Raw genomic sequence first — 24123 nt, 5'->3', positions numbered from 1 at the left:
CCTCAACCGCGCTGCGTGGCTTCGCCGCTTTTGGCGGCCAGCTTGATCGCGGCGCGCACCCGGTTGTAGGTGCCGCAGCGGCAGATATTTGTGATCTCGGCGTTGATGTCCTCGTCCGCGGGGTTCGGGTTCTGCATGAGCAGGCCCGCCGCAGCCATGATCATGCCGGCCTGGCAGTAGCCGCATTGCGGCACATCGAGCGCAAGCCAAGCCTGCTGGACCGGATGTGAACTGTCTGGCGAAAGCCCTTCGATAGTGGTGATTTGCTGGTCCGGCTCGACCGCGCTCACCGGAAGTACGCAGGAGCGCGTGGCGACGCCGTCTATATGGACGGTGCAGGCGCCGCAGGCGGCAACGCCGCAACCGTACTTCGTCCCGGTAAGCCCGATCTGCTCGCGGATCACCCACAGCAGCGGCTTATCCGGATCGACCTCGATGTCACGGGGCGTGCCGTTGATGATCAATCTGGCCATTGTGCAATCCTTTCGATCAAAGGCTGGCGAGGACCGCCGTCCGGATGCCGCGCGGCATGGCCTGGCGGCAAAGACCGGAAGTCCGGGCTAGCGACGAGGCCAAGTTAGGCGGAAGCTGTCGCAGAACCTTGTCCCGACCACCGGCAGTTCATCGCAAGCTGTCGCAGGCGCTGCGCTCTGGTACATTTCGTTACACTTCTCACGCTTTGTTGATGCCGCGCGAGATTGCCGCCGTGGCGCAGAAGGTGATCATCCGTGTAGACGCAAACCAGATATCGTCGATACTGGCCGACTATTCAGCGGCGGCTTTGGAGCATTGTATGGAAGCGGCGCAGCACATCGCGGTCGTCGACGACCACAGGGACATCCGCGACCTCGTCGGGAAATACCTCACCCAGCAAGGTTATCGCGTCAGCGTCGCCGACAGCACGGCCGCGCTCAAGCGGCTGCTCGACCGCAGCCTGCCCGATCTTATCGTCCTCGACGTCATGATGCCTGGCGAGGACGGCATTGCCGCCTGCCGGCACGTGCGCGGGACGGTCGACGTTCCGATCATCTTTCTTACCGCCATGGCCGAGGAGATCGACCGGATCGTCGGCCTCGAGATCGGGGCCGACGACTACCTGACGAAGCCGTTCAATCCGCGGGAACTGCTGGCGCGGATTAAGGCCGTGCTCAGGCGCGTCCACAGCCTGCCGCCGCAGCGCGGTCGTCTCAAATCGAATGCGCTGCGGTTCGACCGCTGGACGCTGAATGTCGGCCGCCGCGAGCTGGTCGGGCTCGACGGCGTGGCGGTCGCGCTCAGCACGGCGGAATTCCGCCTTCTCACCGCCTTTATCGAGCATGTCGGGATCGTCCTCAGCCGGGATCAGCTGCTCGACCTCACGGTTGGGCGCTCGGCCGACGGTTTCGACCGGGCCGTCGACAACCAGGTGAGCCGGCTGCGCAAGAAAATCGAGGCGGACCCGAAGAGTCCGATGCTGATCAAGACGCACTGGGGCGGCGGCTACTGCTTCACCGCCGAGGTGGCCCCGGCATGATGCTGTTGTGGAGACGCAGCCTGGCGGCCCGCTTCCTCATGCTGGTGCTGCTTGCGCTCGCCCTGTCGCAGGCTATCACTTTCCTGATATCGTGGGACGAGCGCGGACAGGCCCTGCACGCGGCGGCCAAGGGCGAGTTCGTCAGCCGCACGTCCTCGCTTGCGCTTCTGCTGGACACCACGCCGCCCTCGCTTCGGCCCGATATCCTCAACGTCAGCGGCACGGCCTATACGCGTTTCTGGACCTCGGACGGCGGACCGAACAATCCCCTCGCCTGGCAACAGGAAGCCTTGACCCAGCTCGCCAAGCCGCTGCCCGGGATTGCCGGGAAGTATGCCGCCTACGTGAACGGACAGGCCTCGAGCGCAGTCGATGCCGCCGACCCTTCCGTGCCGCCGCGCATGGTGGATTTGTCCGGCAACGGCAGGCCTTTCTCTCGGCCGGCCAAGTTTCTTTATATGGACGCCGCCCCAAACGGCATGGGCCTTTCCGTCCGCCTCGATGACAGCACCTGGCTGAATGCCGCCTACGCCAAGGCGATGCCCAACGCCTTCTGGACGACGCAATCGGCGATATCGCTCGCGCTCACCGCACTCATCCTGTCCGCCATAGCGATTTTCGGGGCGCAGGCAATCGCGCGTCCGCTGCGACGGCTCGCCAATGCCGCTGAACTGTTCGGCCGCGGCGAGGCCGTGCCGCGGCTGCCGGAATCAGGGCCGGACGACATCCGCCAGACCGCCGAGGCGTTCAACCGCATGCAGGAGCGCCTGCAGCGCTTCGTCGAGGACCGCACGCGCATGCTGGCGGCAATCAGCCACGACCTGCGTACACCGCTGACCTCGCTCCGGCTGCGCGCGGAGTTCGTCCAGGATCACGATCTCCAGGAAAAGATGCTGAACACCATCGAGGAAATCCAGACGATGACGGAAGCGGCGCTCGCCTTCGCGCGCGAGGACGCCGCGGTGGAGGAGACGCGAACCGTCGATCTTTCGGCGCTGGTCGGCAGCCTTTGCGACGATCTGGCAGAGCTGGGCCAAAACATCACGGTCAGCGACGGGCCCAAGGTGCTGTATCGCTGCCGGCCGGACTCCCTGCGCCGGGCCATCCGCAACCTCGTCGAAAATGCGGTGCGCTACGGCGAGCAGGCCAACGTGAGCCTGGTCAGGAGTGCCGACAGCCTGGACATCGTGGTCGAGGACTCCGGACCCGGTATTCCGCCAGGCGATATGGAACAGGTTTTCGCCCCCTTCTTCCGCCTGGAGCAGTCGCGCAACCGGGAGACCGGCGGCGTCGGGCTCGGCCTGTCAATTGCCCGCGCCATCGCCCGCCACCACGGCGGCGACATCGTTCTGGAAAACCGGAGCAGCGGCCTTCGCGCGGTCATCAGGCTGCCGCTGATCGACATGGCCAAGCAGCTTGCCCCGGCGCCTGTGCCTGAGACGCACCCTCCGACCGGACTGCAGTCCTTGCCGGTCTGACCGAAACCCATCCCGCGATCGGAACTCCCGCGCTGTCGCGCCACGATCGATCAATGTCGTCGCAACGAAGGGAAAGTCGCCACCCGCATCCTCCCGATCGCCTTCCTTAACCCAGCCACCGCCCTCGCCGGTGAGAGGCCGGTCCTGCCGGAATCTTCCGGCCACCAGCAAGCCCCTTCCCTTAACGCCCCGCAGAGGTCCTCCGATGAGCCATTCACAAGCCACGACACGCAGCCACGTTGTTTCCGCTGGAGTTGCGACCGCATTCCTGGTGACGTCCATCACGCGAGCGCGTGCGTTCCTGGCTGCGCTCTTGGCCGCCGCCGGTCTGCTGATGCCGGACGCCGCTTCCGCGCAGCAGGCGGACGGCGAGCGGCTGTTCCGGCAGCGCTGCGGGACCTGCCACGGCCTGGAGCCCGGCCAGAACAGAGCCGGTCCGCATCTGTCGGGCGTCATCGGCCGCACGGCCGGCAGCGTCGAGGGCGCCCGCAATTCGGCCGCGCTGCGAGAGTCGGGCATCGTCTGGGACGGCGGTACCCTCGATACCTTCCTCGAGGCGCCACGCCAGATGGTTCCGGGCACGTCGATGACAGTGGGAGTTCCCAACGCCGCCCAGCGCGCCGCGATCATCGGCTATCTGGAAGGTGCGGTCGCGCAATAGTGACCGCTGATGAACCAAAGGTGCGTGCGTAGCCCTGTTCAATCGACCTGCCCAGAGTATCCGCGAAGCTGTGAGTACCGGCGGATCTGCTCAGGGGTAAGCAATTCGGCCATCTCGAGATGATAGTGCAGGTGCGCTGCCCGTAGCGCACCTTGCAGGTCGGCGATGGTTTTTGTCATCTCAGCCAGGTGCGCCGACGTTATTTTCCGTTCGGAAAACAAGCGGTCCAGTTCGGTCTCTTTCTCGATGATGCGTCTTCCGAGCGGGATGGTTTCCGCCTTCATCTGATCCAGCAGCGTCTTGGTCCGCGACGCCTGTTCATCTGTGACGCCAAGGGCATCCCGCAGTTCGAGGACATGTGACGGACCCGGATAGGAGTTGAGTTCGGCCGCCAGCGCCAGACCCATCCCTCGCCCGACCAAAAGATCAGCCATCTGCTCGCCCGAGAGCGCTTTCACGCGGCGTTTCTCCAATCCCGGAATAAGAGGAAGTGGCTGGATCCTTTCCTTCAGCGGCCTTGCGATGGGTGACGTCGCCATGCTGCTGTGCCAGCCCGTGAGGGACGGCAAGAAAAGTCAGCATGAGGGACAGCACGGCAATGGGGATGCGGTTCATCGAGCGATCTCCGGCGTTTCGTCTTGCGACGTTTGACACGGCCGCGGGAACTGAAACATGATTGCGATCATGTCTGAACTCCTCTTCGAGCGATTCCTCGAACTCGCGGAACGCGAGCAATCTCTCCCTGCCGGCAGCGTCCTGTTTCGTATGGACGACCCGGTCTTGTCGCTCTTCCTGGTCACCGCAGGAGAACTGCGCCTTGTCCGGGCACTTCCTGACGGGTTCCAGCTGACGTTGCAGCGTGCCAGCTCTGCTTCGATCCTGGCCGAGGCTTCGCTGTTTACGGATCGATATCATTGCGACGCCTTGGCAACCGAGGAATCGACGGTGCGCGCCGTGTCGATCACCAGGGCCAAGGCGGTGCTCGAACGCGATCGCGCGCTGGCCTCCTCACTGCTGCGACACTCGGCGGGCGAGGTCCACCGGACCCGAACGCGGGCCGAGATATTATCCCTGAAATCCGTCGCGGCGAAAGTTAGTTCCTGGATGGCATGCAACGGCGGCGTCTTGCCGCCCAAGGGACGCTGGCATCACGTTGCGTCGGAGATCGCCGTTACGCCGGAGGCGTTTTATCGGGAGCTTGCCCGTCGGCGATGATGTGCCGCCACAATGCGGCTCATCGTGCGGACGATTCCCGCCGCGCAAAGACGCGGTTCAGTTCGTCGTGGCGACGGCGCATGTCGTCCGGCCAGCGCGACTTGATATAGGACAAGGCCGCGACGATATCGGCGTCGGTCAGGAGTCCCCCGAAAGCTGGCATCCGCGTTTTGTAATCCGTGAGGTTGGCGGCTTCGGCGACGCCGAGTTTCGTTATCCTGAACAGCAGTGTGTCCGGGTGATGCCAGGTGTGACCGCTTTCGTCGTGGGGCGGGGCCGGAAGGAATCCATCCTTGTCCTGCGCTTTCCAGCCCGGTTGACCTTCGAGGTTCTTGCCATGGCAAGAGGCGCAATGCGCTACGTAAACGGCCTCGCCGCGCGCGATGACACCCGCATCGTCGGGCTTGAGGATCCCGCCCGACTTGCCGCCGAAAACAAGAACCACGCAGACCGCCACCAAGGCGGCGAGAGCAAGCGCCAGCGCCAGCTTTCCAGTCACCCTACGATCCACTGTGTCACCGCATCAACGACCGAGTTCGGTCCAGTTGACGCCGCCGTCGGTGCTGGCCAGGATATCACCTTGGTGAGACGCCACGAATATCCGATCCTTGTCGGCCGGATCGACCGCGAGATGCAGCAGGATTCGGTCACTCAAGCCGCTGGAAAGAGGCGCGAAGTTCAGAGCAGCCTCCGCGGATCGGACAAGTCCTCGTCCCACCACGAACGCGTAGACGGAACCGTCGGCCGTCACCTCAACGAGACTGACGGGCGCGCCATCGACGACCGTTTCCCAGACCAGGCCTCCATTCCTACTGACCGACAGACCTCCTTCAGTCGCGGCGTAAATCGTGTCGGCGTCCTTTGCCGATGCGGCGAGGTCGATCAGCTTTTCGGGCAGCAGTCCCACCACCGACCATGTCTTCCCTGCATCGCGGCTCACCTGTAGGCCGCCGTAGGCGCCGTAGAGAACCTGAGGATCGGCCGAGCTGACCGTCATCTGGTGAAAGTCGACCGGGCCGTTTGCTCCCGGCGCGACCTGCGTCCAAGTCGCGCCGTTGTCGGTCGAGGCGATGAATCCGAGATTGCCCCCACCCGCTGGGTGCCCGCTGGCGTAGAGCGACCTCGGGTCGGATGGGTCCGGCGTGAAGCCCATAAAATCCTGCACCGGCGAAATGAGCTCTGCCTTTCCATCCGGCCCGGAGCGGAACAGCCCATGGTGGGTCGCGATCAGGAGCTTGCCGGAATTCTCCCTATCTACGGCCAGCCCGTGGATGTGCGTATGCTCCTTCAGTTGCGAAACGGAGACGGCCTCGGCTCCTGCAGCCGATCCGGTCGAGGTGGCCGCAATCAGACTCGCTACGAGAATTCCCAGGAGTTGTTTCATCTCGTCGCCTCCAACTTCGCCCTAAGCATCATGACGGGCATGATATCAGGACTGGGATTGCGCGAGAAGGAACCCGTCGCGAGTTAGCCCTGCAAGGGCGGCCTCAGAATGCGCCGGAAGAATGGTCGCCGCGGTGAAGGCAACAAGAAACAGGCCGCCGTATACGGCAAACACGTCCATCTATGTTACGCCTTGCGGAGCGAGCTTCAGGGTTGCACATCGATCACGACCATCAGCCCGCCACCGCCCTTCTCTTCGACATTGTTGTTGGTCGTATGATGCCCGATATGGCAGTGGATCAGCCATTTGCCCGGCCGGCGTGCCTGCCAGACGACATCATAGCGCTGCCCTGGTCCGACATTGACGGTGTCGGCAAGGAAACGTGCGGACTCCGGAATTGTCTCGCCGTCCCGCGCGACAACCTCGAACGGACCACCATGGATGTGCATGGGATGAATGAAGCCGTTGTTGGTGCCGATGAAGCGGACTTTCAGAGTTTCGCCGACCTTCATCCTGATCGTGTCCGTTGACGGATAGGCGCGGCCGTTGATGGTGAAATAATTCGGCTGTCCGCCGTCCATCGGCATCGACGGAAAAGTCAGGCCCTCCCGCATCAGCCATTCCTGAAGCTGGATAACATAGTCGTGGTCGGCCGCAATCTGATCCTGGGGATTGGCGGGATCGATGATGAGCGCGCCGTAGAGTCCGAGCGCCTGCTGGCGATCGACATGATCATGCGAGTGATAGAAGTAGGTCCCCGACTGGCCCGCCGTGAATTCATATCGGTAGCTGCCGCCGGGCGGGATCGGCTCCTGCGTGATCTCGGCCGGGCCATCCATTTCGTTCGGCAGGATCAGCCCGTGCCAGTGGATGGTCGTGCTCTCCGGCAGACGATTCGTCACATTGATACGCACCCGGTCCCCCTGCCGGAGGTGGAGCCGCGGACCCGGCACCTGACTGTTGATGGCATAGGCGTCGACGTTGACGTCTGGCAGGATTGCCCAGCGGATGACTGACGTCTCCAGGTCGAATATCTTCACGCCGGCCTCGATCCTGGGTTCCAGTTCCCGGTCGCCACGCACGTCTAGGCCATAGTTCGCGGAAACTTCGCGAGGATGCACGGCGGCCATGTCCAGCATCGCTGCAGCCGGCGTGTCGCGGTCCATGATCATGCCGGGCGGCATGATGGCGCCGCCTACGTCTCGCGCGCTGAGGGTGAGGTTCACCCAATTTGCCGGAGCGACCATGCCCAGCGCCAGCGCGAGCACGGACACGCCGCCGACGGCCGCAAGCTGCGGCACAGTTGCATCCGGTTCCATGCCGTGACCGACATGCGAACCACGCGCTCCCCCATTGCCATGGGAGGGGCCATGGCCGGATCCATGATAGCCGGCCCCGGGGTTACCGCCTGCGTTGCCATGTCTGGGGTTGGCATGTTCGTCGAGGCGCGCGTGAGCGTGACGGAGCCCCGCTGCCTCGGCTTCCGCGCCGCCATGCGCGTGCTCGCGCCTGCCTTCCCTTGCCTTGTCGAATTCCGGTTCGCGTTCGGTCATCAGCCCGTGCTTCAGGCCACGGACCACCATCCACACGTTGGCAGGATATGCGGTGATGAATCCAACGATCACACCGAACGACATCACGCCCCAGAACAGCAGCTCGGTCGGTTCCATGGCCCGCATGTCGCTGCCCATCATCAGGAAACTCATGACCGGCGCCATTCCCGCCATCATGAAATTCATGCTGATGAACTCCGGCATGAAGCTCTTGCGGACATTCTCCCAATAGGTGCCGCCCATCATCGATTTCATGAACAGCGACTGGAAGATGAACAGGCCGAAGGCGAATCCGGCAACATACTCAACGATGAGATCGATCCACATCGGCAGCCCAAGCGCGGCGGTGATTGCCGCCGCGAGGATGATGCCGGTGGCGTCTCCGGCGACGCAGTGGATCGTCGAGCCGACGCCTTGCTTCCAGAGCGGCTTGGTGAACGCCTCGTGTTCGCCCGGCCGCGGCTCCTTGTCGGCCAGCACGTAAATCAGCAGCCCCAGCGGCCCCATATAGAGCGTGACCAGGATGAAGCCCCATTTCATCACCACGGGTTCGGGATTGTTGCGGAACTGATCCCACGCCACGTAAGCCGTGCTGAGGGCCGCTAGAACGAACCAGACTGCAAGAAAGTAGTCGACGGGCTGTACGAACACTGCAGAACTCCTGTCGGTTTTCTCTCCACTGACTGAGAGCGACGGACTGTTTCGGCCGCCTCCTTGAACGCGCCGCGTCATAGGCCACCCCCCTACTTCCGGAGATGGTGTTGCCGGCGAAACCACGCGATAAGCCTTCCCGTTGCTGGAAGGTCAAGAGTTGCCGTCCAGCCATGGCCGATCCGTCGTTTCCAAGAAAGTCACCGAGAATGAGTTCCATGGGCGTTCTCTGCTGCTTGACTCTCCGCTTTTTTCGCGGCACTTTCATCAATAGGTCAGACCAATTTACCGATCCGAGATCCAGCCGGATGATTCTGTTGAAGTAGAACTGGGTGACAATGCCGATCCAGGCCGTTGAACCGCGTCGACTTTACCGACAGATCGCCGATCAGCTCAGGCAGCTGATCGACGCCGGCGAGTTCGCAGTCGGCGATCGCCTGCCGACCGAGCGCGAACTGGCCGATCAGCTTGGCATCTCCCGCCCGACTGTCCGTGAAGCGCTGATCGCCCTCGAGGTCGAGGGGCGGATACGCATTCGCGTCGGCTCCGGCATCTATGTCACCGACCGGCCGCGTGCCGAGGTGTTGACCGCAGAGATGGATGAAGGCCCGTTCGAGTTGTTGCGGGCGCGCGAGTTCCTCGAAGGGGCGATCGCCGCCGAAGCCGCCCTCCAAGTTCGGCCGATCGACATCGAACATATGGACGACGTGCTGCGCCGCATGGAGGACATACCTCACCCGACCAAGATGACGATCGCGCTCGACCGCGAGTTCCATACGATGGTGGCGGGCATTCTCGGAAACGCCGTCCTGGTGCGCTGCATCGGCGAGCTTTTCGACCAGCGCATGAACCCATATTTCGAACGACTGTCGAGTTATTTCGAGAACAGGGATTCCTGGCGGACCGCCGCGGAGGAGCATCGCGCGGTGCGCGACGCGATCGCGGCGCGCGAGCCCGAACGGGCCAAGGCCGCCATGCAGGAACATCTGCGTCAGTCTCAACTGAGATTCTCACGCAATTTCGGTGAGAAATCCGCGGCCAGGGAGGTCGCGGGATAGGAGTCGGCCGACCGGGAGGATCCTGTCGGCACAGTCAAATCCAATCACAGGGAGGAATATGATGTTGAGAAAGTACGCCGTTCTGCTCGGCACGATCGCCGCAATCGCTCTGCCCATGGCTTCGGCCTCTGCACAAACCGCGCTGAAATGGGCTCACGTCTACGAAACGTCCGAACCCTTCCACACCGAGTCCGTGTGGGCGGCAGAAGAGATCAAGAAGCGCACCGACGGCCGCTATACAATCGACGTCTTCCCGGCCTCGCAGCTCGGCAAGGAAGCCGACATCAACCAGGGGCTGACCCTCGGCACCGTCGACATCATCATCTCCGGATCGAGCTTCGCCGCCCGCGAATTCCCGCCGATCGGCGTGACTTACTTCCCGTTCACTTTCCGCGACGCCGATCATCTGCTCGCTTACACCAAGAGCGACAAATACAAGGAGTTGACCGGCGGCTACGAAGAAGCGTCCGGCCATCACATCACGGCGACCACCTACTACGGCACCCGTCACACGACCTCCAACCGGCCGATCGAAAAATGCGCCGACATGCAGGGCCTGAAGATCCGCGTGCCTGATGTGCCGGCCTATCTCGCCATGCCGCGCGCCTGCGGCGCCAACACCGCGCCGATCGCCTTCGCCGAGGTCTATCTCGCCTTGCAGCAGGGCACGGTGGAAGCGCAGGAAAACCCGCTGACGACCATCGACGCCAAGAAGTTCTACGAAGTGCAAAAGCATATTATCCTGACCGGACACATCGTCGACCATCTCAACACGATCGTGTCGCAATCGCGCTGGTCGCAATTATCGGACGAGGACAAGGCGATCTTCACCGAGGTGATGCAGGAAGCCGCCGCACGAGCGACGAAGATCATCGTCGATCGCGAGAAGGCCCTGGTTGAGACCTTCAAGGAGCGCGGTCTCACCGTCACCGAAGTCGATCGCGCCGATTTCGAAAAGAACGTGATGGAGAAGGTGACGTTCGAGGAGTTCGGCTACCGCAAGGAAGACTGGGAAGCGATCCGCGCCGTCAAGTAACCCGCATCAATCCGGGCCCGGCGCGACATGCGCGCCGGGTCTGTTGAGCCCGCTGTCCCAACGGTGTCAGGAGCTTGCCGATGACCCAAGAGGTTCACACCCAGGTTACCCCCGAAGAACTGGCGCATGCATTCGAGGAAGAAACCGCGCCCGTCGATCTGTCGCGGTACGCGGTGGAAGACTGGGTCACGCTCGCCGTGTTCTCGGGCATGTCGTTCTGCGTGTTCCTGCAGTTCTTCACGCGCTACGTCATGAACAACAGTTTTGCCTGGACCGAGGAGATCGCCATCAACTGCCTCGTCGTCGTGGTCTTCCTGGGCTCGGTCATGTGCACACGCACCACGCGCCACATCCACGTCGATGTGCTTTATCATTATCTCCCCGCTAGGGTGGGGCGCTACCTGGCGCTCGCGGTCAATCTGATTACCATTTGCTTCTTCGCCTATATGTCCTGGCTCCTCTGGCGCTATGTCGGGATCGTCCACCGCGAGCGGATGGTCACCATCAACCTGCCGCGCAACGTCGTCTTCTACGCCGTCTTCGCCGGTTTCGTGCTGATGATGCTGCGCGCCATACAGGTATTCATCGGCAACATCCGCCGTGGCTACTCGGCGCTGGAGCGCCCCGCCGCGTTCGACGGACTGGGGGAATAGGCCATGCTGCTTCTGATCGGGGCCTTTCTCGTCCTGATGCTGGTCGGCGTGCCCGTCGCTGTGTCGATGGCGGTGTCGTCGCTGCTCTATCTCGTCTTCTATGGCGTGGCGCCCGACATCATTGCCGCGCAGCGCATGATCGCCGGTGTCGAGAGCTTTCCGCTGCTTGCCGTGCCGTTCTTCATCTTCGCCGGCAATCTCATGAACATCGCCGGCGTCACCGGGCGGATCTATTCCTTCGCGCTGGCGCTAGTCGGCTGGATGAAGGGCGGTCTCGCCCAGGTGAACATCGTCGGATCGGTGGTCTTCGCCGGCATGTCGGGCGCAGCCCTTGCCGATGCCGCCGGTATCGGCACCATCGAGATCAAGGCCATGCGCGACCACGGCTATCCCGTGGAGGCGGCCGTCGGCGTCACCGCGGCGTCCTCGACGCTCGGTCCGATCTTCCCGCCGTCGCTGCCCTTCGTCATCTACGGCATGATGGCCAACGTCTCGATCGGTGCGCTGTTCATGGCCGGCATCCTGCCCGGCGTCGTCATGACGGTGCTGATGATGGTGACGGTCGCGATCTTCGCCCATCGCCGGGGCTGGGGTTCGGACACGCCGTTCAAATTGAATCGACTCGCCGCCGCCTCGATCGAGGTGGCCGTCGTATGCTGCTTTCCGCTGGCCGTTTATGCCCTTGTCGAGATGGGACTGTCGCTCAATATTGCCGTTGGCATCGCGCTCGTCGTCCTGATCGCCTGCGACTGGTATTTCGATTTCTCCGCCGTCATGGCGCTCATGACACCCATCATCCTGATCGGCGGCATGACCATGGGCTGGTTCACGCCGACCGAAGCGGCCATGGCCGCCGTCATCTGGTCGTTGTTTCTCGGGCTTGTGCGCTATCGCACGATGACACTCGCAGCCTTGGCCAAGGCCAGTTTCGACACGATCGAGACGACCGCGTCAGTCCTCTTCATCGTCACAGCAGCGTCGATCTTCGCCTGGTTGCTCACGGTCAGTCAGGCGGCGCAGCTCTTCTCGGTCTTCATCACATCGCTGACCGAAAACAAATGGGTGTTCCTGATCCTGGTGAACATCCTGATGCTGGTAGTCGGCTGTTTCCTCGACACGATCGCCGCTATCACGATCCTTGTTCCGATCCTCCTGCCGATCGTGGTCCTCTACGGGATCGATCCTGTGCATTTCGGTCTGATCATGACGCTTAATCTGATGATCGGTCTCCTCCATCCGCCGCTCGGCATGGTGCTATTCGTCCTCTCGCGGGTCGCCAAGCTGTCGGTCGAGCGCACGACCATGGCAATTCTGCCCTGGCTCGTTCCGTTGATCGTCGCGCTGATCCTGATCACCTTCATCCCCGCCGTCACGCTGTGGTTGCCGACGCAAATGGGACTGATCCGATGATCGATAGCGCAGTCGCCGCGACGCTGTTCGGCCCCGAGGATCTGCGCGTCGTCGAGGATCCGCTCGGCCCGCTCGCGCCGGGGATGGTGCGCGTGCGCTTCGGCGCAGGCGGCATCTGCGGTTCCGACCTGCACTATTTCCGCCATGCGCGAACCGGCGATTTTGTCGTCAGATCGCCGCTCGTGCTTGGCCACGAGGTCGCCGGCGAAATCGTCGAAATCAGCGCGGACGCACCGGGACTTGCCGTCGGTGATCGCGTGGCAGTCAACCCGTCGCGCTGGTGCGGACACTGCGCGCGATGCGCCGAGGGCCGCGCCAATCTCTGCGAAAACATCTATTTCATGGGCTCGGCTTCGAAAACGCCGCATATGCAGGGCGGTTTTGCCAGCGTGTTCGATGCCACGCCGGCGCAATGCGTCAAGGTTCCGCATGCTATCGCCTATCAGGCAGCGGCACTCGCCGAACCGCTCGCCGTCAGCCTGCACGCGGTGGCGCGAGCCGGCGACATTGCCGGCCGCAACGTCATACTGTTCGGCGCCGGCCCGATCGGGCTCCTGACAATGCTCGCCGCCGGGCTCAAGGGATGTGGCGAGCTCACCGTCGTCGACATAGCAGAGGCGCCACTCGCCTTCGCCAGCAAGCTTGGAGCGAACAGGACGATCGACCTGTCCAGCGGCGACGAGGAGCTCAAAGCGCTCGCGTCCCACGGGGCGATCGATGTCGCGTTCGAGATTTCAGGCACGGCAGCGGGCCTCGCGGCGGCGATCGCCAGCGTTCGGCGCGGCGGCACGGTCGTTCAGGTCGGCAATCTGCCGGGTGGTCAGATCCCGGTGGCGGCCAACGCGGTGATGGCCAAGGAAATCAATCTGAACGGCACGTTTCGTTTCGACGCGGAATTCGATCAGGCGGTCGATCTCATCGTCGGCGGGGATATAGACGTCCTGAAGCTGGTGACCGCCGAACGCCCCCTCTCCTCGGCCCGCGATGCCTTTCGCCTGGCCGCCGACCGCTCGCAGAGTGTCAAGGTCGTGCTGACCGCCGACTGAGGAGTTTTTTCCCGGAGCCTCCCACCAGCTGTTGTCAACCGTTGCAGTCTCAGCGCGCCGGCCCGGTTTCCTTCCTGTCCGCCTGCTTACGCGCCCGCGCAAACTGCAGCCCGGCAACGCCGGCGGTCGCAGCGAGCGCCAGGCCGATCGGAATGAGGCTCGAGGGCTGGTCGGCCTTTCTGAGCACCGCCACCACGTCATATCCAACCTCCAGCCCGATGCGCTTGGCGTAAGTTCCGAAAGCGACATTGCTGATCATCAGCGCGTCGCCCGCTTGCGTGATGGTGAGACCGATGTCGCGCAGCCGCTTCAGCGGTTCGCCCGGCTCACCGAGTGGCACGTTGACCGTTTTGCGTACATCTTCGCCCATGAGGTCGACCCCCTCGACGACGAAATTGATGCGGCCGTCGGCCGGCGTCTGCCCCACCGCCGACAGGAACTCGCTCGCCGGCAGTTCTTCGTAAGGCGGCGACACCTGATTGAGCCACCAGTCCGGTCGAAACAGTGTGAAGCAGATGAGAAGCAGGGCCGCACTTTCCCACAGGCGGCTTTTCGTCACGAACCAGTTCATGGTCGCGGCCGAAAACAGCAGGATGGCGATCAACGAAACCGTCGCCACCCAGATCGTTTGAGGCCAGGTATCCACTCCGATCAGCAGCATCGCCGGGTTGAAGATGAAGACGAACGGCAGGATCGCCGTGCGCAGCGAATAAAACGCGCCCTGGAAACCGGTGGCGATCGGGTCTTCCTTGGAAATCGCCGCCGCAGCGAAGGCCGCTAGCCCGACGGGCGGGGTGATGTCGGCCATGATGCCGAAGTAAAACACGAACAGGTGGACCGCGATCAGCGGGATCGGCAGTCCGGCCTGCGCACCGAGATCGACCACCACCGGCGCCATCAGCGTGGCCACGAGGATGTAGTTTGCGGTGGTCGGAATACCCATGCCGAGCACAAGGCTGATCGCAGCGATGAGGATCAGCATAAGGATGACGTTGCCGCCGGAGATGAACTCGACGAGTTCCGTCATCATCAGGCCGAGACCGGTCAGCGTGATCGTGCCGACCACGATGCCGGCGGTGGCCGTGGCGATACCGATGCCGATCATGTTGCGGGCGCCGAGCGCCAGCCCGTCGATCAGGTCGTCCCAGGCAGCACGCACTGAGGCGGCGAGGTTTTCGTTACGGAATACCGCCATCAGCGGCTTGCGGGTGGCGACGATACCGAGGATCGACAGGGTCGCCCAGAACGCCGAGAGGCCTGGCGACATCTGCTCTACCATCAGGCACCACAGAAGCACCGCGATCGGGATGAGGAAATCGAGCCCGGTCCGCGTGACGTCCCAGGCGCGCGGCAGTTCCAGGATTGGCGCGTTCGGATCGTCAAGTGCGAGGTCCGGATAGCGCGAGGAATACCAGACCGAGGCGACGTAGAGGGCTACGCCGGCGATTGCGAGCACCGGCGGCGCGGCCCCACCGAAGACAGCCTGGATAGCAACGATGCCGTAATAGCCGATACAGACGGCGAGAACGCTACCGGACAGTCCCAGCCCCATCCGTAAAATCCGTTCTCGTGCCGGCGTCGGACGCTGCGGGATCGTCTTCAAGCCCACCTTTATCGCTTCGAGATGAACCATGTAGAGCAGCGCGAGGTAGGAGAAAACCGCCGGCAACAGCGCGTGCTTGACGATCTCCGAATAGGGAATGCCGACATATTCAACCATCAGGAAGGCGGCCGCACCCATGACCGGCGGCATGATCTGGCCGTTGATCGAGGCTGAAGCCTCGATGGCGCCCGCTTTGACGCCGGAAAGGCCGGTGCGCTTCATCAGCGGGATGGTGAAGATGCCGCCTGAAACCACATTGGAGACGGACGAGCCGGACACGACGCCGTTGAGAGCCGATGAGACCACGGCAACTTTCGCCGGGCCGCCGCGCAGATGGCCGAGCAGCGCGATGGAAATCTGCATCATCCAGTTGCCGGCGCCTGCCCTTTCCAGAAGGGTACCGAAAAGGACGAAGAGAAAGACGAAGCTCGTCGACACGCCAAGTGCAATCCCGAAGACGCCTTCGGTGGTCAGCCATTGATGGTTGAGAAACTTGTTGAGCGATGCGCCGCGATGCTGAATCACGTCCGGCATGTACTGGCCGGCAAAGGTGTAGAAGATGAAGACACATGCCACGACCACCATCGGAAGGCCGAGCGCGCGGCGCGTCGCCTCGAGAAGCAACAGGATGCCAACAGTGCCGGTAACGAGATCGAGCGTGGTCGGCTGGCCCGGCCGTCCGGAAAGCTGGACGTAAAAGAGAAAGAGGTAGGCGCCGGCAAACCCGCCGACCGCGGCCAGCACCCAGTCGAGCAGCGGCACACGATCGCGGGGCGAGGATCTCAGCGCCGGATAGGCGAGGAACGTCAAGAACAGCGCGAAGCCGAGGTGAATGGCGCGCGCTTCCGTATCATTAAGAATGCCGAAGCCGAACACGAACGGCAAAGGCGAAGCGTACCAGAGCTGGAAAAGCGACCAGGAAACTGCAACCCAAAGCAGGATTCGAGCGACTGTTCCGCTCGGACGCCGGCCACCCGTATCGGCCTCCGCGACCAGTTGCTCGAGCTCTTGGAGATCGACGCTGGCCGGTTGTGCCTTCACTTCGCTCAATGACGCCTCCTGTTGCGGATGGGTCCGGCGGGTCCGCTGGACCCGCCGGGCTGTCGTCAGATCACGAAGCCTACTTCAGCCAGCCCTTCTCCTTGAAGTATTTTTCAGCGCCCGGATGCAGCGGCGCGGAATTTCCTTCCGACACCATCTTGGCCGGATCGAGATTGGCAAAGGCCGGATGCAGCGACTTGAACTCGTCGAAATTTTCGAACACCGCCCTGGTCAGCTGATAGACGCTCTCGTCAGGAACCTTGGCCGAGGTGACCAGCGTGGCGAGCACCCCGAAAGTCTCGGTATCGTCGGGATTGTTGGCATAGAGCCCGCCCGGGATCACCGCCTTGGCGTAGTAGGGATTTTCTGCGACCAGCTTGTCCACGACTTCTCCGGTCAACGGCACCAGCTTGGCAGCGCAGGTAGTGGTCGGATCCTGGATGTTCGCGGAGGGATGGCCGACGCCGTAGAAGAACCCGTCGATCTTGCCGTCGCAGAGCGCCGGGCCGTGCTCGTCAGCCTTCAACTCCGATGCGAGCGAAAAGTCGGCCAACGTCCAGCCCATCGCGCCGAGCAGACGTTCCATGGAAGCGCGTGTCCCGGAACCGGGATTGCCGACGTTGAAACGTTTACCCTTGAAGTCCTCGAATTTCGTCGCTCCGGCATTCGGATGCGCCAGGACCGTGAACGGCTCCGGATGGATCGAGAAAACCGCACGCAGGTCGGTATGGGCGCCACCGTCCTTGAATGATTCCAGCCCCTTGTAGGCGTTGTACTGGACGTCGGACTGCGCCATGCCGAAGTCGAGTTCGCCTTCCTTGATCGTGTTCACGTTGAATGCCGATCCGCCGGTCGATTCCACCGAGCAGCGGATGCCATGCGTCTTACGATCCTTGTTGAGCAGGCGGCAGATAGCGCCGCCGGCGGCATAATAGACGCCGGTGACGCCACCGGTCCCGATGGTAACGAAATTCTGCTGCGCCATTGCGCTGGCCGAAAACAGCAGCGCGGCCGACAAGGCGGCGATCTGCGCTCCGTGGCGTGCAGTCCGGGCATGTTTCATCTGGTTCTCCCTTGGTACTTTGCGTGCCATCGCGCCGTCCGGTGTTTTAGTGTCAAGGCACGTCGATACATGCTACGATTGTTGCGCTTTATCAATCAAGGGAAATGCTTGTTACAATGAATACGCGGGAGATGGGTTTCGATGCGCTTCTGGCGCGCATATTGACCGAACTCCCCGAACTGAGCTCAGAACTGCGCAAGGCGGCGCGATTCCTGGTCGATCATCCCGACGAGGTGGCGCTGGTTTCCATGCGGGTTCTGGCCGCGCGATCAGAGGTGACACCGACGACCTTCGTGCGATTGGCGCGGCGGCTGGGCTTCGGTGACTGGGCGGCCCTGCGCAAGCCGTTCGAGGACCGGCTGCGCTCCGGAAAGGCGCCTTTCGCGGCAAGGGCCGATGCGCTTGTCAAGCGCGGGTCGGACGCGATTTTCGCTGAATCGCTGAGGACGACCGTTGCCAATCTGGCGGCGGCCGAAGCGGCCAACGGCAGCGAAGAAATAGCAACGGCTTGCGCGATACTGGGGAAGGCACAGCGCATACGTGTTGCCGGGTTCCGAAGCTGCCGCGCGCCCGCCCACGCGCTCGTCTACCTCTGCCGGATGTTTCGGCGCGACGTCACGCTGCTCGGCGGCGACGGCGGTGCGATGGAGGCGGAACTCGCAGCGCTTGGAAAGAGGGAAGCGGTCGTCGCGATCGGTTTTTCGCCCTATTCGCGTGAACTCGGGCCGGTGATGGAGGCTGCGCAACGACACAGCGTTCCGATTGTCGCGATCGTCGACAGCATGGCTGCTCCGATCGCGCGGCATGCCGACGTTACCTTGCGATTCTCTACCGACAGCCCGTCCTTCTTCCCGTCGGTAGCCGCAGCTATGGCTATCGTGGAAGCGCTGGCTGCAACGATGCTGGCGCGCAGCGGGCCGGCCGCCGCGGCTCGTGTCAGGGAGACGGAACTGGAGTTACAGGCGTTCGGGGCCTATCTGCCGGAATGAGGGGCGCTGGCGCTATGCCACCGCAGCGTCTAGCGCGTCGCCGAGTCGTTCGACAATCGCGTCGATTGCTGCGGCGTCTACGATGAATGGCGGCGCAAGCAGCACATGATCGCCGCGCACGCCGTCGATCGTGCCTCCCGCGGGATAGACCAGCAGTCCGCGCGCCATTGCCTCGCGCTTGATCTTCGCATTGAGCTTCAGCTTCGGGTCAAAGGGCGTCTTGGTCGAACGATCCTCGACCAGTTCCACACCCATGAAAAGGCCGCGCCCGCGAATGTCGCCGATATGGGCATGGTTGCCGAACCGCTCGCCCAGTCGCTGCGAAAGATGTGCTCCCATCGCCCGAACATTGGCGAGCAGATCGTCGCGAGCGATCACCTCCTGGACGGCAAGCGCCGCCGCGCAGGCCATCGGGTGGCACATATAGGTGTGGCCGTGCTGGAAGAAGCCGGAACCTTCGGCGAAAGTGTCGAAGATGCGGCGCGACAGCAGCACCGCACCGATGGGCTGATAGCCTCCGCCGAGCCCTTTGGCTATTGTCATCAGGTCGGGCGCGACACCGTCCTGCTCGCACGCATGCAGCGTCCCGGTGCGGCCCATGCCGCACATCACCTCGTCGAGAATGAGGAGCACACCGTAGCGGTCACAGATTTCGCGGATGCGCCTGAAATAGCCGGGGACGGCGGGCACCGCTCCTGCCGTCGCGCCGACGACAGGTTCTGCGACGAAGGCCATGACGGTGTCCGGACCGAGTTCGAGAATTTTGTCCTCGAGCGCCTGGGCGGCGCGCAGGCCGTAGGCCTCCTCACTCTCACCGGCTTCCTGGTAGCGATAGGCGTAGCATGGCTCGATGTGATGCGTGTCGATCAGCAACGGGCGGAATTGGGCGCGGCGCCACTCATTACCCCCGGCAGCGAGAGCGCCGAGCGTGTTGCCGTGATAGCTCTGTCGGCGGGCGATGACGTTTCGCCGCTCGGGCTTGCCACCTTCGACGAAAAACTGCCGTGCCATCTTGAGCGCCGCCTCCACCGCTTCGGAGCCGCCGGACACGAAATAGGCGTGGCTAATACCTTGTGGCGCCCCGGAGACGAGCTTGTCGGCCAATGTCTCGGCCGGCTCATTGGTGAAAAAGCTGGTGTGGGCATAGGCGAGCTTGTCGGCCTGTGCGTGGAGCGCGACCGTCACGTCGGGATGGCTGTGGCCGAGGCAGGAAACCGCCGCGCCGCCTGAAGCGTCGATATAGGCGCGGCCATCGCGGTCGAACAGTTCGATACCCTTGCCGCCTATCGCGACGGGCAGGGTCGCGTGGATCTGGCGATGCAGGATGTGTGTCATGCTTTCCTCGATTGACGATTGCGCGATTTGGAGCGACCCTATCATGCAACATATGTTACATAGTGCGCAATACTGAAACAATTGGACTGCACCTATGACCGTCGACAGGGACGTGACCGGCCCCGGACTTATCGCGCCGACGGCAATCGCCGTTGCGCCGAATGGTGGTCGGCGTGACAAGAAAGACCACCCTGCCCTGCCGATCGGCCCCCAGGAACTGGCCCGGACCGCCGCCGCCTGCCTCGAGGCGGGCGCCGCTATGATCCATGCGCATGTCCGCGATCGCGACGGCGGCCATTTGCTCGACGCGCACGCTTATCGCGAGACGACGAAAGCGATACGCGATGCGGTGGGCGAGCGGCTGATCATCCAGATCACCAGCGAAGCGGTCGGCCGATACCAGCCGGCCGAGCAGATGGCGGTGGTGCGCGCTACCCGCCCTGAGGCGGTTTCGCTGGCGCTGCGCGAACTGGTGCCAGACGCTGCCCATGAGTCCGCTTTCGCGGAGTTCCTGTGGTGGCTGAAGTGCGAGCGGATCGCCCCTCAGATGATCCTCTACGCGCCCGAAGAGACGTCGGCCCTAGCCGCCATGCAGCAGCGCGGGCTGGTGCCTTTTGATGGCATCCCGGTGCTCTATGTGCTCGGCCGCTACACGCCAGGCCAGGTTTCGCGACCAGCCGACTTGCTTCCGTTCCTTGCGCATGACCGCCCGCGCTTCGCGCACTGGATGGTCTGCGCCTTCGGTCGGGAAGAAACCGCTTGCGTTACGGCCGGTGCGCTGCTGGGCGGTCATGCCCGCGTCGGCTTCGAGAACAATTTTACTCTGGCCGACGGTACAACCGCCAAGGACAATGCTGCGCTCGTAACGGCGACCAAAGGCGCGCTGACTGCTTGCGGCGTCAGGACCGCCCAAGCCGACGACCTGCGCGCCGCTTGGTCGATCCAGCGTTAACCCCTACCCGCACGCCTTGAACAGCCTCGTCGGTTCGTCACATTTGTCAAAAATCTCGTTGCTACGCTGCAACCGAAATCTTTGGCTGACGTTAAGGTTGCAATGGGCGCTGGGGAGGCCTTTATGCAGACATACCTCGTCGAACAAATGGAGGGCGATGACGTGATCGCGGTGCGTATCATCAACGCGCCGAGCCCTTTCAAAGCCGCCGCCATGTCGACAGATCGACATGTTACCCTCCGAACGTGGGAAAAGGATTGGATCCGAGTAACCGACGAGAACCGGGGACATATCTTTGCATACTGCTTTGTCTCCGACGGAGACTCCGACACCAGCGAGCGTGGCCCGACGAAAGCACCAGGTAAACCAAGAAAAGCCCAAAAAACTGATCAGAGAGCCGGGTAAGCTCAATCCACGGAACTGCTCCTAGCTGTATCGCTCTAATTTCCTGACGACTTCGCGACCACTGACAGCGGGGCGCCTACTGCCACATTGCCGATTATCGCGCAGGACCGCGACAGTACGAATTAAGCCAATAGCGGCGGCGCTGGCCGGTTTGTCAGGCGCGATCGCCTGCGCGCCGTGAGCCTCCTGTGGACGCGAAGCGTCCGCAGCACGAGATGACGCCAAAGTGAGCAACCGCGGCCGTTTGGCGAAGATCGGGGCATCATCAGAATGATCGATGAAAAGATTTCGGCCGGGGGCGATAAGTGACCTTAATCTTAGCGTGAGCCACTCATGTCTCCGGCATATTTGGGATCAGAAAAGGCACGTCTGGATCTAGGGGCGGATTGTCAGCCAGCGGCCTCCCGCAGGTGGTCAAACGTCCCGGATTACGCACTTGATCAGGGCGGTCCTGTACTGCGCCCTTATCAATGCATGGGCGTCGATTTTGCGAACGTTACCGTCTTCGATCACCTGAGAGACGTCGCCAAGCAATATCCCAACAAACTCGCGATCAGCGACGGCACCACTCGTCTGACGTATTCCCAGCTTTTCCAAGCCGTCGAGATGTTGTCCCACCGTATTGGGGCCGTCGTTCCCAACGGGCAGGCGATCGGGATCCTTCAGGCCAACTCGGCCTGGTACCCGGTGGCTATCTTGGCGAGCATGGCGGTTGGGCGGCCTTCCGTGCCACTCAACACGAGAGATCCCTACTCGCGAACCAATGAGATTGTCGTTGCGGCGCGGCTCTCGGCGGTCATAGGCGATGGCAATGTTCGCCCTGTCGGTTTGGCTCAGGATGTCCACTGGATTGATGCGACTACCAGCATCACGCCGCAAGTGCAGCCGATACCCCAGTCCTGTTCCGTCTCGGTCGACGCGCCCGCGATAGTACTCTACACCTCAGGCAGCACTGGCCATCCCAAAGGCGTCGTCAACAGCCAGCGCAGCCTGCTGTGGCGGGTTCAGCAATATGTCGACGCATGCCACATCAATTCGGATGATGTTTTCCTGCCCTTGACCGCGCCCGCCACGATCGCCGGTTGCCGGGAGGTTCTCGCTGCCGTTCTGACCGGCGCCACCTTGCATCTCGCCGAGCTCGAAGCCATCGGCCTGCGGGCGGTCCAACGCCTGGTAGAATCCGAAGGCGTGACGGTGACCTATCTGGTTCCGGCCTTGCTCCGCGCACTCATGGCGGACACACCTGCTGACGCCTTCCGCTCGCTCCGAGTGGCCCGGATCGGAGGAGAGACGGTGTCATGGAGCGATATCGCCCTGCTGCGCAAGGTCGTTTCGAGCACTTGCCTCATCCAGATTGGTTACTCGCCAACCGAGACCACAGGGTCGCAATGGTTCTTGCCGCAGGACTGGCCGGAGGAAGGCGCCTCGGTTCCGGTTGGCTGGCTGCTTCCAGGACTGGCGTTCGCGATTGTCGACGAAAAAGGCCGCCGCGTTCAGCCGGGCAAGAGCGGAGAGCTCCTGATAAGAAGCCCGTATGTCCTGCTGGGCCATTGGGAGAACGGCGCCGTCGTGCCGGCGGAATCGGATCCGGATGACCCGGATCTTCGGATCTTCGCGACGGGTGACCTCGTCCAACTTGACAGTCATGGCTTGCTGCGGATCGTCGGACGTAAGGGGCGCCAGATAAAGATCAATGGTCGGTGTATCGAGCCTGCCGAACTCGAACGGGTGTTGCGTAACGAGCCTGACGTGGAGGATGCCGTTGCAATTGTGACGGCGGCAAATGAGCTTGTTGCATTCGCCATTCCCCAGCCATGGGCGGGGCCAGCCTTTTCGGACGAGCTTCGCCAGCTTGTCAGAACGAAGCTGCCGCCGCCGCTGTGTCCCTTGCGGCTCCACAAGATCGCGGGGATTCCGCGTCTGCCGGGCGGCAAGGTCGACATGGCTACGCTTGCGGAGATCGATCTTTCAGCCAGGAAGATCGCCCCGGCCGCTCAGCCGTCCAATACGAGCGAACCGACCGTTCACCGGATAGTGCAGCATGCCTGGAACAATATCCTCAATACACGCGTCGCCGCAGGCCGCTGGGATGACGCAGGCGGAGATTCGCTGAAGCTGCTGCAATGCGTCATGGAAATCGAAAGCGCCATCGGGCAGGAACTCAGTCTCGAGGGCTTCACGGTCGGTATGAGCGCGGACGAAATGGTCAAGGCGGTCGTGTCGGCACAAGCAGGCGACCAGCCCGCGCGCGCGCAGGCGCACGACGCGCCAATTCTTTTCCTGTTCCCGGGCTCGGTCGGCTATGGCCCGAGCCTCGCTGCCTTTGCAGCCGCGATGGGCAAGGTCGCCCGAGTAGCCCCCATCAGGTACCCTGCCCTGGCTATGATATTGCGCGGCCAAAACACCGTCGCCAACATGGCCGACGCCGCCGTCGAGCAGATCCGCCGCGCCCAGCCTGCGGGTCACGTGCGACTTCTCGGCCATTCACTCGGTGGCGCCGTCGCGTTCGAGGTCGCGGCGCGGCTGCTGGCCGAGGGGCGAACTGTGAAGTTCCTGGGAATCCTCGACACGAGTCTCCTCGGCGAGCGGAGCACCTATTGGGGGATGATTGTCCGCACATATCAGCGGATCCGGACCAATCGGGTGACCGCTGACCGGATGGTCTGCCGCTTCCTTGCAAAAGTCGCTGTCAAAACGGGCTTCGAGGCGCAGCTCGCCCGCATCCTCGATCGCTATGCCCAGGACGAGTTCAACGCGACGAGCTTCAGAACCAAACTGGAACTGCAGGGGCAGTTGCGGGGGCGAGCTTTCTACCAGTGGTTGGCGATACCCAGACCGACGCTGCCTATCACTGCAATCCTCTTCCGCTGCGCTCGGCCCAATATGCCTCTGGCCATAGGGTGGGATGGCGCTTTCGCGCGTCTGGATGTGATTCCGGTCGTTGGCAGTCACTTCGATATGGTCACAGAGCCCTATCTCGCGACCAACCGGCCACTCATCGAGAATGCGTTGAAGCAAACCTATTCTGCGGCTGAGCTTCGCAAACGGGAGTACGGACCATCGACTTGATCTCACAA

Annotated in this window: 22 protein-coding genes and 1 pseudogene; 13 read left to right on the top strand and 10 right to left on the bottom strand. The window is 62.8% G+C overall.

Going from position 1 to position 24123, the window contains the following annotated elements:
* Positions 1-2 precede the first annotated feature (2 nt).
* Entirely contained in the window at positions 3-473 is a 471-nt protein-coding gene (locus EOA78_RS10200) for a (2Fe-2S)-binding protein (RefSeq protein ID WP_127315046.1), read from the bottom strand.
* Between the two features lie 320 nt (positions 474-793).
* Here EOA78_RS10200 and EOA78_RS10195 point away from each other — a divergent pair, with 320 nt between their 5' ends.
* The 3 genes from EOA78_RS10195 (at position 794) to EOA78_RS10185 (ending at position 3652) form a co-directional block, all read left to right on the top strand.
* Complete coding sequence (locus tag EOA78_RS10195; protein ID WP_065009610.1) at positions 794-1513, top strand: response regulator; 720 nt, start codon at positions 794-796, stop codon at positions 1511-1513.
* Complete coding sequence (locus EOA78_RS10190) at positions 1510-2991, top strand: ATP-binding protein (RefSeq protein ID WP_127315045.1); 1482 nt, start codon at positions 1510-1512, stop codon at positions 2989-2991. The genes EOA78_RS10195 and EOA78_RS10190 overlap by 4 nt, the downstream gene beginning before the upstream one ends.
* 334 nt (positions 2992-3325) lie before the next feature.
* Complete coding sequence (locus tag EOA78_RS10185) at positions 3326-3652, top strand: c-type cytochrome (protein WP_245477451.1); 327 nt, start codon at positions 3326-3328, stop codon at positions 3650-3652.
* Positions 3653-3690: 38 nt separating this feature from the next.
* On the opposite strand, the gene EOA78_RS10180 is transcribed toward EOA78_RS10185, so the two are convergent.
* Complete coding sequence (locus EOA78_RS10180; RefSeq protein ID WP_164783707.1) at positions 3691-4110, bottom strand: periplasmic heavy metal sensor; 420 nt, start codon at positions 4108-4110, stop codon at positions 3691-3693.
* The gene (locus EOA78_RS35910; RefSeq protein ID WP_164783706.1) at positions 4079-4267 is read right to left on the bottom strand and encodes a hypothetical protein; all 189 of its coding nucleotides are present in this window, start codon (positions 4265-4267) and stop codon (positions 4079-4081) included. Before EOA78_RS35910 ends, EOA78_RS10180 begins: the two co-directional genes overlap by 32 nt.
* Before the next feature lie 69 nt (positions 4268-4336).
* On the opposite strand from EOA78_RS35910, the gene EOA78_RS10175 reads away from it, so the two are divergent.
* Positions 4337-4867, top strand: coding sequence for a Crp/Fnr family transcriptional regulator (locus EOA78_RS10175; RefSeq protein ID WP_164783705.1), 531 nt, complete (start codon positions 4337-4339; stop codon positions 4865-4867).
* Positions 4868-4886: 19 nt separating this feature from the next.
* Here the strand turns inward: EOA78_RS10175 and EOA78_RS10170 are convergent, their stop codons facing one another.
* From EOA78_RS10170 to EOA78_RS10155, 4 genes and pseudogenes are all read right to left on the bottom strand, one after another.
* A complete protein-coding gene (locus tag EOA78_RS10170; protein WP_245477448.1) occupies positions 4887-5312 on the bottom strand; it encodes a c-type cytochrome in 426 nt (141 codons plus the stop codon).
* Between the two features lie 78 nt (positions 5313-5390).
* The gene (locus EOA78_RS10165; protein ID WP_127315041.1) at positions 5391-6251 is read right to left on the bottom strand and encodes an exo-alpha-sialidase; all 861 of its coding nucleotides are present in this window, start codon (positions 6249-6251) and stop codon (positions 5391-5393) included.
* A gap of 84 nt (positions 6252-6335) precedes the next feature.
* Positions 6336-6431, bottom strand: a pseudogene (locus tag EOA78_RS10160) (DedA family protein); the annotation flags it as partial.
* A 26-nt stretch (positions 6432-6457) separates the two neighbouring features.
* The gene (locus EOA78_RS10155; protein WP_127315040.1) at positions 6458-8455 is read right to left on the bottom strand and encodes a DUF4396 domain-containing protein; all 1998 of its coding nucleotides are present in this window, start codon (positions 8453-8455) and stop codon (positions 6458-6460) included.
* 338 nt (positions 8456-8793) lie between these two features.
* On the opposite strand from EOA78_RS10155, the gene EOA78_RS10150 reads away from it, so the two are divergent.
* From EOA78_RS10150 to EOA78_RS10130, 5 genes are all read left to right on the top strand, one after another.
* On the top strand, positions 8794-9513 hold the full coding sequence (locus EOA78_RS10150) for a FadR/GntR family transcriptional regulator (RefSeq protein WP_127315077.1): 720 nt from the start codon (positions 8794-8796) through the stop codon (positions 9511-9513).
* 61 nt (positions 9514-9574) lie between these two features.
* On the top strand, positions 9575-10549 hold the full coding sequence (locus EOA78_RS10145) for a sialic acid TRAP transporter substrate-binding protein SiaP (protein ID WP_029352646.1): 975 nt from the start codon (positions 9575-9577) through the stop codon (positions 10547-10549).
* A gap of 80 nt (positions 10550-10629) precedes the next feature.
* Positions 10630-11202, top strand: a complete 573-nt coding sequence (locus EOA78_RS10140; protein ID WP_127315039.1) for a TRAP transporter small permease — start codon at positions 10630-10632, stop codon at positions 11200-11202.
* Positions 11203-11205: 3 nt separating this feature from the next.
* Entirely contained in the window at positions 11206-12612 is a 1407-nt protein-coding gene (locus EOA78_RS10135) for a TRAP transporter large permease (RefSeq protein WP_127315038.1), read from the top strand.
* A complete protein-coding gene (locus EOA78_RS10130) occupies positions 12609-13658 on the top strand; it encodes an L-idonate 5-dehydrogenase (protein WP_127315037.1) in 1050 nt (349 codons plus the stop codon). Before EOA78_RS10135 ends, EOA78_RS10130 begins: the two co-directional genes overlap by 4 nt.
* Before the next feature lie 49 nt (positions 13659-13707).
* Here EOA78_RS10130 and EOA78_RS10125 read toward each other — a convergent pair whose 3' ends face one another.
* Together EOA78_RS10125 and EOA78_RS10120 are read right to left on the bottom strand one after the other, a co-directional pair.
* Complete coding sequence (locus EOA78_RS10125; protein ID WP_127315076.1) at positions 13708-16200, bottom strand: TRAP transporter permease; 2493 nt, start codon at positions 16198-16200, stop codon at positions 13708-13710.
* A 181-nt stretch (positions 16201-16381) separates the two neighbouring features.
* A complete protein-coding gene (locus EOA78_RS10120; protein WP_127315036.1) occupies positions 16382-17365 on the bottom strand; it encodes a TAXI family TRAP transporter solute-binding subunit in 984 nt (327 codons plus the stop codon).
* 116 nt (positions 17366-17481) lie between these two features.
* On the opposite strand from EOA78_RS10120, the gene EOA78_RS10115 reads away from it, so the two are divergent.
* The gene (locus tag EOA78_RS10115) at positions 17482-18354 is read left to right on the top strand and encodes a MurR/RpiR family transcriptional regulator (RefSeq protein ID WP_164783702.1); all 873 of its coding nucleotides are present in this window, start codon (positions 17482-17484) and stop codon (positions 18352-18354) included.
* A gap of 12 nt (positions 18355-18366) precedes the next feature.
* Here EOA78_RS10115 and EOA78_RS10110 read toward each other — a convergent pair whose 3' ends face one another.
* Positions 18367-19689, bottom strand: a complete 1323-nt coding sequence (locus EOA78_RS10110; RefSeq protein ID WP_127315034.1) for an aspartate aminotransferase family protein — start codon at positions 19687-19689, stop codon at positions 18367-18369.
* A gap of 94 nt (positions 19690-19783) precedes the next feature.
* Here EOA78_RS10110 and EOA78_RS10105 point away from each other — a divergent pair, with 94 nt between their 5' ends.
* The 3 genes from EOA78_RS10105 to EOA78_RS10095 all read left to right on the top strand — a co-directional run bounded on the left by EOA78_RS10105 (position 19784) and on the right by EOA78_RS10095 (position 24115).
* Entirely contained in the window at positions 19784-20641 is an 858-nt protein-coding gene (locus EOA78_RS10105; RefSeq protein WP_127315033.1) for a 3-keto-5-aminohexanoate cleavage protein, read from the top strand.
* A 123-nt stretch (positions 20642-20764) separates the two neighbouring features.
* Entirely contained in the window at positions 20765-21046 is a 282-nt protein-coding gene (locus tag EOA78_RS10100) for a hypothetical protein (protein ID WP_164783701.1), read from the top strand.
* A 333-nt stretch (positions 21047-21379) separates the two neighbouring features.
* Positions 21380-24115 carry an AMP-binding protein gene (locus EOA78_RS10095; RefSeq protein WP_127315032.1) on the top strand — a complete coding sequence of 912 codons (2736 nt, stop codon included), beginning with the start codon at positions 21380-21382 and terminating at the stop codon, positions 24113-24115.
* Positions 24116-24123 lie beyond the last annotated feature (8 nt).

Source organism: Mesorhizobium sp. M5C.F.Cr.IN.023.01.1.1 (assembly GCF_003997585.1).
Taxonomy (GTDB): domain Bacteria; phylum Pseudomonadota; class Alphaproteobacteria; order Rhizobiales; family Rhizobiaceae; genus Mesorhizobium; species Mesorhizobium wenxiniae.
This window is presented reverse-complemented; position numbering and strand designations above follow the sequence as displayed.